This window comes from Exiguobacterium sp. SH3S1 (genome assembly GCF_004337105.1).
Classification (GTDB): domain Bacteria; phylum Bacillota; class Bacilli; order Exiguobacteriales; family Exiguobacteriaceae; genus Exiguobacterium; species Exiguobacterium aurantiacum_A.
Map to the genome: position 1 here is coordinate 124,450 of NZ_SJUW01000001.1, position 12,368 is coordinate 136,817.

Annotated in this window: 12 protein-coding genes; all 12 read right to left on the minus strand. The window is 51.9% G+C overall.

Annotation, left to right across the window (positions count from 1 at the left end; genetic code table 11):
* Position 1: 1 nt before the first annotated feature.
* Positions 2-1,462 (minus strand): UDP-N-acetylmuramoyl-L-alanyl-D-glutamate--2,6-diaminopimelate ligase, encoded by a 1,461-nt coding sequence (locus EVJ26_RS00650; protein ID WP_236635470.1) that lies wholly within the window; start codon positions 1,460-1,462, stop codon positions 2-4.
* An 84-nt stretch (positions 1,463-1,546) separates the two neighbouring features.
* Positions 1,547-2,764, minus strand: coding sequence for a M16 family metallopeptidase (locus EVJ26_RS00655; protein WP_131456160.1), 1,218 nt, complete (start codon positions 2,762-2,764; stop codon positions 1,547-1,549).
* A 50-nt stretch (positions 2,765-2,814) separates the two neighbouring features.
* A complete protein-coding gene (gene pnp / locus EVJ26_RS00660) occupies positions 2,815-5,031 on the minus strand; it encodes a polyribonucleotide nucleotidyltransferase (RefSeq protein WP_131469606.1) in 2,217 nt (738 codons plus the stop codon).
* Between the two features lie 132 nt (positions 5,032-5,163).
* A complete protein-coding gene (rpsO, locus tag EVJ26_RS00665) occupies positions 5,164-5,433 on the minus strand; it encodes a 30S ribosomal protein S15 (RefSeq protein ID WP_015881433.1) in 270 nt (89 codons plus the stop codon).
* A 124-nt stretch (positions 5,434-5,557) separates the two neighbouring features.
* Positions 5,558-6,484: a bifunctional riboflavin kinase/FAD synthetase gene (locus tag EVJ26_RS00670; protein ID WP_070327461.1), complete on the minus strand. Its 927-nt coding sequence runs from the start codon at positions 6,482-6,484 to the stop codon at positions 5,558-5,560.
* 15 nt (positions 6,485-6,499) lie between these two features.
* Positions 6,500-7,408 (minus strand): tRNA pseudouridine(55) synthase TruB, encoded by a 909-nt coding sequence (gene truB / locus EVJ26_RS00675; RefSeq protein WP_131456164.1) that lies wholly within the window; start codon positions 7,406-7,408, stop codon positions 6,500-6,502.
* A gap of 51 nt (positions 7,409-7,459) precedes the next feature.
* A complete protein-coding gene (gene rbfA / locus EVJ26_RS00680; protein ID WP_016508272.1) occupies positions 7,460-7,804 on the minus strand; it encodes a 30S ribosome-binding factor RbfA in 345 nt (114 codons plus the stop codon).
* A gap of 18 nt (positions 7,805-7,822) precedes the next feature.
* Positions 7,823-10,042: a translation initiation factor IF-2 gene (infB, locus tag EVJ26_RS00685; protein WP_131456166.1), complete on the minus strand. Its 2,220-nt coding sequence runs from the start codon at positions 10,040-10,042 to the stop codon at positions 7,823-7,825.
* Between the two features lie 21 nt (positions 10,043-10,063).
* Complete coding sequence (locus EVJ26_RS00690; protein ID WP_070327464.1) at positions 10,064-10,360, minus strand: YlxQ family RNA-binding protein; 297 nt, start codon at positions 10,358-10,360, stop codon at positions 10,064-10,066.
* Entirely contained in the window at positions 10,357-10,635 is a 279-nt protein-coding gene (rnpM, locus tag EVJ26_RS00695; protein ID WP_233589595.1) for an RNase P modulator RnpM, read from the minus strand. The genes EVJ26_RS00690 and rnpM overlap by 4 nt, the downstream gene beginning before the upstream one ends.
* Complete coding sequence (gene nusA, locus EVJ26_RS00700) at positions 10,632-11,798, minus strand: transcription termination factor NusA (protein ID WP_070327466.1); 1,167 nt, start codon at positions 11,796-11,798, stop codon at positions 10,632-10,634. Before nusA ends, rnpM begins: the two co-directional genes overlap by 4 nt.
* Before the next feature lie 12 nt (positions 11,799-11,810).
* Positions 11,811-12,281 carry a ribosome maturation factor RimP gene (rimP, locus tag EVJ26_RS00705; protein WP_070327467.1) on the minus strand — a complete coding sequence of 157 codons (471 nt, stop codon included), beginning with the start codon at positions 12,279-12,281 and terminating at the stop codon, positions 11,811-11,813.
* Positions 12,282-12,368: the final 87 nt, after the last annotated feature.

Genomic DNA, 12,368 nt, shown 5'->3' on the forward strand with positions numbered 1-12,368 from the left:
ATCAAGATTCCTCCGTATTTAAAATTGTCGCCCGGACGATCGCTTCCTCATCGAGCGGGATTTTCTCGTTACCGATGATTTGGTACTTCTCATGTCCTTTACCCGCCAACACGACGATATTATCCGCTTTGGCTAGACGCGCGGCGTAAGACACCGCTTCTTCGCGGTCGCCGATTTCAACAAAGTTGTCATGGGTCATCCCGGCGGCAATGCCGCTCGTGATCGAATCATACGCCTCAAAACGTGGATCATCCGTCGTGATGATGACGGTACCGGCATATTTTGAGGCCATCTCGCCCATTGTCGGGCGTTTCGTCACATCGCGATTCCCGCCCGTCCCAATCAAGAAGACGATGTTCTCTTTAGGGACACCGACAAGCGACTTCAAGCATTGCTCAATCCCGTCCGGTGTATGGGCATAGTCCGCATAGACGTTATACCCAGGCACGTCGAGTCGTTGCATCCGTCCTTTGGCTGGATGAATCGACTCGAGTGCTTGGATGATCTCAGGTAAGCTGTACCCAGCCGCGAGCAGGCAACCCGTCGCGAGCAACAGGTTGTATACGTTGAAACGTCCGATGAACTGGACCGTCACCGGCAGACTCGCTCCCTGATAGTTGAGACGGAAACTCGTGTCTGACAGTGTCTGAACGATGTCTGACGCTGTCACGTCCGCCATTTCGTCGATGGCGTACGTGATGACACGAGCACCCGTCATCGTCTCGTAAAGCTTGCTGTACGGATCGTCCGCATTCAAGACAGCAACTTTGTCGCGCGACGCCATCTGTCCGAGTTGAGCGAACAGCAAACCTTTGGCCCGCGCATAGTTTTCAAACGTCCCGTGAAAATCGAGATGGTCGTGCGTCAAGTTCGTGAAACCGACGATGTCGAAGTCCGTTCCGATGACACGACCTAGTTCAAGTCCGTGTGATGACACTTCCATCATCACATCGGTCACCCCTTCACCGCGCATGCGAGCGAGTAGCTGCTGAAGCTCAGAACTTTGCGGCGTCGTGTTCTTGCTCGGGACGACCGTATCGTTAATCCGGACCTCGACCGTACCGATCAATCCGGTGCTATGTCCAAGCTTTGATAAAACGTCACGTAAAATCGTCGTCGTCGTCGTTTTTCCGTTCGTCCCCGTGATGCCGAACAGACGCATCTGTTCAGACGGATAGTTATAAAATGCCGACGCTAATAAGCCGACCGTACGCGAACTATCGCGCACGAGCAGGTTTGGGACGCTGATGTCGAGCGGACGCTCACTGACGACCGCGACCGCTCCTTTACTCACCGCTAAGTCCGCATAGTCGTGGCCGTCGACGGTGTAGCCTTTAATCGCGACAAACAGCGTTCCGGGTACGACTTCCCGTGAATCGGTCGTGACATGGGTCACGTTGATGCCTTCTATAGTTGGTTGATTAATCAATTGTATCTTGGTTACTAAATCCGTTAAGTTCAAGTCTTTCCCTTCTTTCACCTGTATCCTGTCCAATGTAAAGAATACCTCTTAATCAGTGTAGAGAACTTACAATCTGGTTTCAAGTCAGTCTTCGGACGGAAGAACATATGATTTTGCTGGGACGTGCCCAAGCAGCTCCCGAATCAAGGCGTTGACTTCATCGGTTTCGATGCGGTCGATTTTATTGAGCACTTCGTCCAAATCCTCGACTTCGTCAAGTAAGACGAGGTTACGCCCGTTCCGGTTCATTCGGGCGCTCGTACTTTCGTTGCCGAGGACGAGCGAACCTTTCAACTGGCGTTTGCCTTTAGCGACTTCTTCTTCGGTTAACCCCTGCGCCTTGAGCGCTTCAAGTTCACGCTCCATGATCGTCTCGACTTGAGTGAGCGTTTCCGGTGACGTCCCGATATAAATCGTGAACGTGCCATGGTCAACGAACGTCGTATAGTACGAATAAATCGAGTAAGCTAACCCTTGTTCTTCACGAATCGATTGAAACAGCCGTGACGACATCGTCGCACCGATCGCGTTGTTTGCCAGCGCGAGGTGTGGGAGCCGGTCGTTCGTTGCCGAAATCGCCTCAAAATTCCAACAGAGGTGCGCCTGCTCCGTCTCTTTATGCTTTTTCAACACATCACTGTATAGAACCGGAATTGTCGATTCTTTCGGTGATTCCCCTGATGGGAGTTCCGCAAACCTCGACGTGACCGCTTCGACCAGCTCGTCGGTCACATGACCGGCGATCGAGACGACGACACGGTTGCCTGTATACATCGATTCGACATACCGCAACAATTGATTGCGAGAGAAGCTGAGCACGCTCGCTTCCGTCCCGAGGATCGGCTTCGCTAATATGTCTTCACGGTAGACGGCATAGGCGAGCAACTCATGCACGAGGTCTTCCGGTGTGTCTTCGTACATTTTAATCTCTTCTAACACGACCCGCTTCTCTTTTTCAAGCTCAGTCTCATCAAAGACTGAATGGAACAACATGTCGGCCAGTGCGTCGAAGGCGATGACAGCATGTTCATCGAGCGTCTTGACGTAGTAGCATGTATGGTCTTTTGAAGTGAAGGCGTTCACACTGCCGCCAAGTTCATCAAAAAACGAAGCGATTTCTTTCGCCGTTTTTGTTGTTGTGCCTTTGAACAACATATGTTCGATCAAGTGGCTGATCCCGATCTCATTGTCTTCTTCGGTCCGTGTCCCGGCTTTGATGAATACACCGGTCGATGTACTGCGGACGTCTGCCATTGGTTCGACCACGATGCGGACGCCATTCTTTAAGGTAATCCATTCCATTTTATCACTCCTATGAAAAAGGCCATCGCACCAGACGATGGCCAAAATAATTAGTTTGTTGGTCTTGACGGACGACGGTCTCCGTCACGACGCGGAGGACGGCTGTCACGTGGCGGACGGCTCTCGCGTTGTGCTTTACGTTTCGCTTCATACGCTTCTCGCTCTTCCGGAGAAAGCCCTTCGACGATCAACGTTTTGTGCGAGGCGTTGACGCGACCTTTATCGTCAATTTCTGTGACTTTGACTTTGATCGTGTCACCGAGCTTGACGACGTCTTCCACGTTGGCGACGCGGTCGAGGCTGAACTCAGAGACGTGGACGAGCGCGTCTTTGCCTTTGAACAACTCGACGAACGCGCCGAACTTCTCGATCCGACGGACTGTCGCGTCGAACACTTCGCCGACTTCGACTTCACGGACGATGTCACCGATGAGTGCCATCGCCATATCGATGCCATCTTGATCGGTCGAGGCGATGAACACCGTACCATCTTGCTCGATATCAACCTTGACACCGGTTTGGTCGATGATGCTGTTGATCATCTTACCACCAGGCCCGATGACGTCGCGAATCTTATCTGGATTGATTTTCATCGTGACGATCTTCGGAGCATACTTCGACAACTGTGGACGCGATGAGTCAAGCGTTTCGAGCATATGGTTGAGAATGTGGAGGCGGCCTGAACGAGCTTGTTCGAGCGCTTCTTCTAAAATCTCACGCGTGATGCCGGCGATTTTAATGTCCATCTGCAACGCCGTGATCCCGTCTTTCGTTCCAGCGACTTTGAAGTCCATGTCGCCGAGATGGTCTTCGAGACCTTGAATGTCAGTGAGTACTGTATAGTGTTCGCCTTCCATGATGAGACCCATCGCGATTCCCGCGACCGGTGCCTTGATTGGAACTCCGGCGTCCATGAGGGCGAGTGTCGAGCCACAGATTGAAGCCTGTGAACTCGAACCGTTCGACTCGAGCACTTCTGAGACGAGACGGATCGTATACGGGAAGTCTGCTTCTTTCGGGATGACCGGAAGAAGCGCACGTTCACCGAGCGCACCGTGACCGATCTCGCGGCGACCTGGCGCGCGAACCGGACGAGCTTCACCGACCGAGAACGGCGGGAAGTTATAATGGTGCATGAAACGTTTGTTATCTTCTAGACCGATGCCGTCGATGATTTGAGCGTCACCGATGACACCGAGTGTCGCGATCGACATGACTTGCGTCTGCCCCCGTGTGAACAAACCGACACCGTGCGCACGCGGCAGCACGCCGACTTCTGACGCGAGTGGACGGATGACTTCCGGGCGACGGCCGTCTGGACGTACTTTATCGACCGTGATTAAACGGCGGACCTCGTCTTTGACGAACTTGTTCAAAATACCAGATACTTCTTTCAACTTGGCCGGCTCGTCAGCGAGACGCGCTTCGTACGACGCGACATACTTCGCGATGACTTCGTTAATTGCTTCGTCACGCGCATGTTTCTCTTCAACTTGGACGGCAGCGTTAATTTCTGGACGAGCCGCTTCAAGCTCTTGTGACAACGTGTCGTCAAATTTAGAGACCGTGTATTCAAACTTCGGTTTCCCGACCGCTTCGACGATTTCCGTTTGGAACGCGACAAGCTTTTTGATTTCTTCGTGACCGAACAAGATCGACTCGAGCATGACGTCTTCCGGCACTTCGTTCGCGCCTGCTTCGACCATGTTGATCGCAGTTGCCGTTCCGGCGACTTGAAGTTCAAGATCTGTCTTCTCGAGTTGTGCGACCGTCGGGTTGACGACGAACTGTCCGTCCACACGTCCGACCGTCGCTCCAGCGATCGGTCCGTCAAACGGGATGTCCGAGATCGACAAGGCGATCGACGTTCCGAGCATACCGGCCATCTCAGCCGAGCAGTCCGGATCGTTCGACATGACGTAAATCATGACTTGGATATCGTGACGGAATCCGTCTGGGAATAATGGACGGATTGGACGGTCGATGAGACGTGACGTTAAAATCGCATTCTCACCAGGACGACCTTCCCGACGAAGGAAACCTCCTGGGATTTTACCGACCGAGTATAATTTTTCTTCATAGTTGACCGTTAGCGGGAAGAAATCTAAATCCTTTGGTCCTTTTGAAGCTGTGACCGCGGCGAGCACGACCGTGTCTCCGTACCGGACGAGTGCAGAACCGTTCGCTTGCTTCGCGAGTTGACCTACTTCTACAGACAGCGGACGACCGCCCCATTCTGTAGAAAAAACTTGTTTCGTACCTAACATATACATTCTCCTCTCAAACCTTATCTAGTTTATTATGTAACTCATTCATATGTTTGTCTAATGATTTTCCTCCAAAAAAAGAAGAAACGGACTAGGAACGAGTGTCCCAGTCCGTCATTTGGTCCGTTCGGATTAACGACGGAGACCAAGGCGTTGAATCAATTCACGGTAACGTGTTACGTCCTTGTTACGAAGGTACGTGAGCAAGTTACGGCGACGTCCAACCATTTTCAAAAGACCGCGACGTGAGTGGTGGTCTTTCTTATGTGTGCGAAGATGATCGTTCAAAGTGTTGATTTGTTCAGTCAAAACAGCAACTTGAACTTCCGGTGAACCAGTGTCACCTTGTTTTGTCGCGTATTCCGCGATGATTTCGTTTTTACGTTCTTTTGAGAGTGCCATTGCCTCTCCACCTCCATTTAATAGAAAATTGCCGCGTTGCCGAGCCGTCGTTGGTGAATCGTCCAGCCAAGCGAAGCGGTGTACTTTGCGTACCAAACTAGAATACATGACCCCTGCTCCAAAGTCAAGATAGGATTGCCCGAGCCGCCGTCTCATCTCGTTTCAACTGCGCGATCAGCGAATCGAGTCCGTCGAACGCCCGTTCATCGCGCAAATAGTGAACCCATTCGATTTCGAGCAATTGTCCGTACAAGTCCTCCGAAAAATCAAATAAATGACTTTCAATTGAGACGTCTCCGGTGTCATAAAACGTCGGCCGTCGACCAACGTTCGTCATCGCATCAAACGTCCGGCCGTCTTCTAGGCGGACGCGGGTCGCATAAACGCCGAGCCGTGGCATGACATAAGACGCATCCATCACCATGTTCGCGGTCGGATAGCCAATCGTCCGCCCTCTGGCGTCACCATGGATGACTTCGCCACAGATGACGTAAGGCGCCCCTAACAGCTCACTCGCCAGGTCGACACTGCCTGCGCCAAGAAGTTTGCGGATCCGGGTCGAAGAGACTTTGTCACCGTCACTCGTCTGTTCGGCGACGACGGACGTTGTGAAGCGTCCTCGGGCGTGGTAGGGCATCGTCTCCATCGTCCCTTCCCCGAACTTCCCGTACGAATAGTCAAATCCGGCCGTCACGTGCACGGCGCCCGCGCCGATCAAATAATCGTCGACGAACTGTTGCGGCGACAGTGATGCCAACTGTTTTGTGAACGTCAAGACGAGACAACGTTCGACACCGAGCGCGGCGATTCGCTGTAATTTCCGTTTGAGTGGCGTGATGTAACGGACAGCATCCGCATTGTTCGACAGCACTTGTTTCGGGTGCGGATCGAACGTGACGACGGTCACGGGCACGTCAAGCTGCTCCGCGCGCTGTTTGGCGTGCTCGATCACAGCTTGATGTCCGATGTGAACGCCGTCGAAGAATCCGAGTACGATGACCGAAGGGACAAACTCTGGCGTCTCGGGATGTGTGAGATGTATCGTTTCCATACTTCAAATTCCCCCTTAGTCGATTGTCAACATGACCTCGACTGTTGCGTCTGTCGTTCCGTCAAGCCGTCTATAGAGGGCGAGCGGAATTCCTTCTTCATTATAGACAGTAAACAGTTCAAATTCGAGTGAGACGTCGTTTAAGCGCCCACCGTTCCGAATATACCGTTCCCGATTGGCCGGAATGGTGATGGCTGGCCAACGTTTGATCACGTCCTCGAGCGGGATGAGCCGTTCAGCGCGTGCTTCGACCGTCTCTAACGCCGTAAGCTCCGCGAGCGTCACGGCGTCCCTTTCATCGAACGTGCCTGACCGCGTCCGACGCAGATCGCTCATATGGGCCGGATAACCGAGTCCTTCCCCGATTTGGACGGCAAGTGTCCGAATAAACGTGCCTTTTCCGCACTCGACATCAATGCGAAACCGGCAGACGCCGTCCTCGAAGACAGGTTCGTTCGTCCGTTCTAACCGGTGAATCTCGACGATGCGGCGCGGCCGTTCAACCGTCTGTCCTTTGCGGGCGTATTCGTATAGCTTCTTCCCGTTCACTTTGACGGCCGAGAAGTACGGTGGCACCTGCTCGATGCTTCCGGTCAACGTGCCGAGAACGCGGTCGATAGCTTCACCCGTGAACGCATCCGGCGCGACATCAGTTTGCGCGACGACTTCGCCGTGTGCGTCTTCCGTCATCGTTGCCGTCCCGATCGTGACTTCGGCGACGTAGCGCTTGCCCTCATCGGTCAAAAACCGGGACAGCTTCGTCGCGCGGCCGAAACAGATCGGCAACACACCGGTCACTTCCGGATCGAGCGTGCCCGTATGGCCAACTTTTTTCGTTTGAAACAGTTTACGCAGCTTGAAGACGCAATCGTGGCTCGTCATCCCGCTGTCTTTATCTAGTATTAAAATCCCTGTCGGTTCCACGTTCATTCCTCCATATCAAAAAAGGGGAGACACGAGTCCCCCCTCAATTTATTAGTCTTTATTCAAATCACGGATCAACGAATCGATATGGCTACCATATGCGACCGAAGAATCGTATTCGAACGACAATTCCGGCGTCTTACGGAGACGGATCCGGCTGCCGATTTCACGGCGGATGAAGGCGCTCGCCTTATCAAGACCTGCCTGCGTCTCAGCCTTCACGTCGGCGTCGTCTCCGAGCACCGTGTAATAGGCCGTCGCTTGTTGCAAATCTCCTGTCACGTCTACGCTCGTGATGGTCGCGTTCTTTGTACGTGGGTCGTTGACTTCGCGTAAGAGGATATCGGTGATCTCTTTACGCATCTGTTCAGCAACACGTTGGGCACGAATATTCATACGTGTTCACTCCTCGCTTTATTTACGTTCGACTTCTTTCATGATGAACGCTTCGATGACGTCCTCCACTTTGATGTCGTCGAACTTCTCTACTTTAATCCCACACTCGTAGCCTGTCGCAACTTCTTTGACATCGTCTTTGAAGCGGCGGAGCGTATCGAGTTTACCTTCGTACACAACGATCCCGTTACGGATGATGCGTACCCCGGCATCACGTGAGATTTTACCTTCAGTGACGTAACAGCCGGCAATCGTACCGACTTTTGAAACTTTGAAGACGTCACGGACTTCGACTTGTCCTGTCACTTCTTCAACGAACTCAGGGTCAAGCATCCCTTTCATCGCGCTTTCGATTTCATCGATCGCATTGTAGATGATCCGGTGCAGACGCATTTCAACGTGTTCTTGTTCGGCCATTGATCGGGCGTTACCGTCCGGACGAACGTTGAATCCGATGATGATCGCGTTCGCTGCTGAAGCGAGGATGACATCACCTTCTGTGATCGCACCGACACCTTGGTGAACGATGTTGATCTTGACGCCTGCGACGTCGATTTTGCGGAGTGATCCAGCGAGCGCTTCAGCCGATCCTTGAACGTCTGCTTTGATGATGACGTTCAAGTCTTTGACTTCGCCTTCTTGAATCCGGCTGAACAAGTCTTCAAGACTGACTTTAGCCGATTCACGGCGCTGCGACTCGAGGTAACGTTGGTAACGTTTCTCTCCGATTGCACGTGCCTTTTTCTCGTCTTCGAAGACGATGAACTGGTCACCAGCTTGTGGGACATCGTTCAATCCTGTAATTTCGATTGGCGTCGATGGGCCAACTTCTTTCACACGACGACCGATATCGTTGACCATGGCCCGGACGCGTCCGAACGTGCTGCCGACGACGATCGAGTCACCGATACGAAGTGTCCCGTGTTGAACGAGAAGCGTGGCGACAGGACCGCGACCTTTATCGAGCTTCGCTTCGATGACCGAACCGCGAGCTGGCATTTCAGGCGTCGACTTGTACTCTTCGACTTCTGAAACGAGCAAGATCATCTCGAGCAACTCATCAATTCCCTCATCTTTCAAAGCAGAGATCGGTACGAAAATTGTTTCGCCGCCCCACTCTTCCGGTACGAGTCCGAATTCAGTCAACTCTTGTTTGACGCGGTCAGGGTTAGCCCCTTCTTTGTCCATTTTGTTGACGGCAACGATGATTGGGACGTTTGCCGCCTTCGCGTGAGAAATCGCTTCTTCTGTCTGTGGCATGACACCATCATCTGCTGCGACAACGATAATCGCGATATCCGTCACTTCAGCTCCACGGGCACGCATCGTCGTAAAGGCGGCGTGACCTGGTGTGTCGAGGAATGTGATTTTTTTACCGTTGATATCAACTTGGTACGCACCGATATGCTGCGTGATTCCACCAGCTTCGCCAGCGACGACTTTCGTGTTCCGGATCGAGTCGAGCAACGTCGTTTTACCATGGTCGACGTGACCCATGATCGTGACGACGGCAGGACGCTCAATGAGGTCGTACTCAGAGAAGTCGATTTCCACTTCTTCGAAGTCCGTCTCATCGATGATGACTTCTTTTTCGACTTCGAAACCGAATTCAGTCGCAAGCAATTCGATCGTCTCGTCATCGAGTGTTTGGTTGATCGTCGCCATGACGCCAAGACCCATCAATTTCATGATGATCTCGTTTGGCTTTTTATCCATCTTCGCCGCGAGATCCGATACGCTAAGGACATCCTCGTACTTGATGACGTTGCCCATTTCAGACTCTTGCGCTAAACGAGATGCTTTACGCTGGCTCGTTTTCGAATTTGGATCCGCTTCTAACGGGATTGCCGCTTTTGCAGGCTTCCCTTTAAATTTACCGCCGCGCTTTTTGTTGCGGTTATCGTTACGGTTGTTGCCGAAACGGTTGCCACCACGGTTGCCCGCTTGATTGCTCGGGGCGCTAGAAGTTTGTGGACGGGCTTTCGGTGCTTCTTTTTTCTCTGCTTCTTGTTTCGCAGCAGGCTTCGCTTCAGCCGGCTTCGACTCAGCAGGTTTTTCTTGCTTCTCAGCCGAACGATATTTCTCAGGGTTGAAGACACGGTCGAGTTGCTTGACCGACTCATCATCCAATACAGCCATGTGATTTTTCACTGACTTGTTCATCTTCTCGAGCTGAGTAATGACTTGTTTACTTGTTACATTCTGTTCTTTTGCAAATTCATAGACGCGTTTTCCCAAAGCATCCACCTCCGTTAATAGTTAAGAGAGAAGTTGCTTAAGCTTGTTCGCAAATCCGGATTCTGTCACAGACACGACGACTCGCATGTCTTTACCTAAAGCAGCTCCGATTGTATGTCGGTCGCTCACTTCGATTAATGGAACACCATACGATGTACATTTGTCGGTAATCCGTTTTCTCGTCGACGCTCCCGCGTCTCCGGCAAGAATGACGAGCTTGGCTCGGCCAGCCCGTACATCCTTCAAGACAAACTCTTCTCCCATCGTTACCTTCCTCGCACGTGAGGCGAGGCCTAACAATGATTCCCACTGACTCATGATTCGGCACCTGTGACAGCTTGTTCTAGCTGTTCATAAAGTGTCTCGCTCGTCTTTACTTTCAGATGATGATCAAGCGTTCGTTTTTTCTCTGCTAAACGAATCACATCGACATCTCTTGACAAATACGCGCCACGACCGTTCAGTTTGCCGGTCGTGTCGATGACGACGTCGCCTTCCGGCGTCCGTACGACACGAATCAAATCGTTCTTTGGTAACATCTCTTGAGTGATCACACATTTACGCAAAGGAAGTTTCTTTTGCTTCATGGTCATTCCTCTTCTTTTACCGCGGTTGGTTCGAGCGTCACATCAACCGAGTCAGTCTGTTCAACTTCATTGTGAACAATTTCTGGCGTTGATTCAACTTTTTCGGCATACGTATCGAACAAGTTCATGCTCTCTGCATCCGTCTCGCTCTTAATATCAATTTTCCAACCTGTCAACTTGGCGGCGAGACGCGCGTTTTGACCGCGCTTCCCGATCGCGAGCGACAATTGGTAGTCCGGCACGACGACTGTCGTCGACTTGTTCGGTTCATTGACATATACATCAACGACTTGAGCCGGGCTGAGTGCGTTTTTAACGAACTCTTTTGGATCGTTCGACCAACGGACGATGTCGATCTTCTCACCGTTCAATTCATCGACGATCGTCTGGACACGTTGCCCTTTTGGACCGACACATGCGCCGACTGGATCGACGATGTCTGAGTGGACCGCGATTTTCGAACGGTCTCCCGCTTCACGCGACACCGACATGACGTCGACCGTCCCGCTCGCGATTTCTGGAACTTCGAGTTCGAACAAACGACGAAGTAGGCCAGGATGCGTCCGCGACACTTGAATCGCCGCGCCAGAACCTTTCGTCGTCGAGTCAACTTTCGTCACGTATACTTTGATGCGTTCATGAATCTTATACGACTCGTTCGGCATCTGTTCATTCGGCGTCAACACCGCCTCGATGTTGTTCTCTAAACCGATGTACAAGTTGCGCGGGTCAAACCGCTCGACGATCCCTGTCATGATCTCGTCTTCTTTATCGACGAAGTGGTTGTAGATGCGTTCGCGCTCGGCTTCACGCATCTTTTGCGTGACGACTTGTTTGGCCGTCATCGCTGCGACACGACCGAAGTCGCTCGGTGTCACTTCTTCTTTATGGAAGTCCCCTAACTCAAAGTTCGGGTCGATCTCGTGCGCTTCTTCAAGCGAAAGCTGTTGGTCCGGATGCGTCAGGCGTTCAACGACTTCGAGAAGCGCGAACACGCGAATGTCACCTGTCACTTGGTCAAACTCAACTTTGACGTGCTCGTTCGGGTTGGCGACGTTTCGGCGATATGCCGAAATGAGCGCCTGTTCAAGCGCGTCGATGATGATTTCTTTCTCGATCCCTTTTTCTTGTGCAATCTGTTCGATTGTTGTGAGTAATTGTGGCCCCATCTTTACCTCTCCTTAACTAAACGTGACCGCTAGGCGGGCTTGTGCAATTTTATCAACCGGTAGCGATATCGCTTTTTTTCTAGTCTTGATGCGCGTTTCGACAACTGCGGTCTCGCCGTCGTACTCCGTCAAAATGCCCTCGAACTCTTTGGCACCTTCAATCGGGGCAAACGTTTTAATGTAGACGTTTTTCCCGATCGCCCGCTCAAAGTCAGTCGGCTTTTTAAGTGGTCGTTCGGCACCGGGACTCGAGACGTCAAGATAATAGGCTTGTTCGATTGGGTCGGTAGCGTTTAATTTCTCCGAGAGTTGCTCGTTGATGTTGACGCAATCATCTAAATCGACGCCCCCCGGTTTATCGATATAGACGCGCAAGAACCAGTCTGGCCCTTCTTTCACGAATTCAACATCGACCAATTCCATGTTCGCTTGCTCGACAATCGGCAACGCGATTGTTTCGACGACTTCTGTTATTTTGGACACTCTCATCCCTCCTTCTGGCTTTTACATACAAGAAAGGAGTAGGGTTCCCTACTCCTTTCCGTCGTAGTATCCAACATTGTTCGATAC

What these genes read in the sequence shown, in the direction of transcription:
- EVJ26_RS00670 (WP_070327461.1), bottom strand. Translation starts at nt 6,484, where the DNA reads ATGGAAACGATACATCTCACACATCCCGAGACGCCAGAGTTTGTCCCT.
- rnpM (WP_233589595.1), bottom strand. Translation starts at nt 10,635, where the DNA reads ATGACCATGAAGCAAAAGAAACTTCCTTTGCGTAAATGTGTGATCACT.
- nusA (WP_070327466.1), bottom strand. Translation starts at nt 11,798, where the DNA reads ATGGGGCCACAATTACTCACAACAATCGAACAGATTGCACAAGAAAAA.
- rbfA (WP_016508272.1), bottom strand. Translation starts at nt 7,804, where the DNA reads ATGAATATTCGTGCCCAACGTGTTGCTGAACAGATGCGTAAAGAGATC.
- pnp (WP_131469606.1), bottom strand. Translation starts at nt 5,031, where the DNA reads ATGTTAGGTACGAAACAAGTTTTTTCTACAGAATGGGGCGGTCGTCCG.
- EVJ26_RS00690 (WP_070327464.1), bottom strand. Translation starts at nt 10,360, where the DNA reads ATGAGTCAGTGGGAATCATTGTTAGGCCTCGCCTCACGTGCGAGGAAG.
- EVJ26_RS00655 (WP_131456160.1), bottom strand. Translation starts at nt 2,764, where the DNA reads ATGGAATGGATTACCTTAAAGAATGGCGTCCGCATCGTGGTCGAACCA.
- rpsO (WP_015881433.1), bottom strand. Translation starts at nt 5,433, where the DNA reads ATGGCACTCTCAAAAGAACGTAAAAACGAAATCATCGCGGAATACGCG.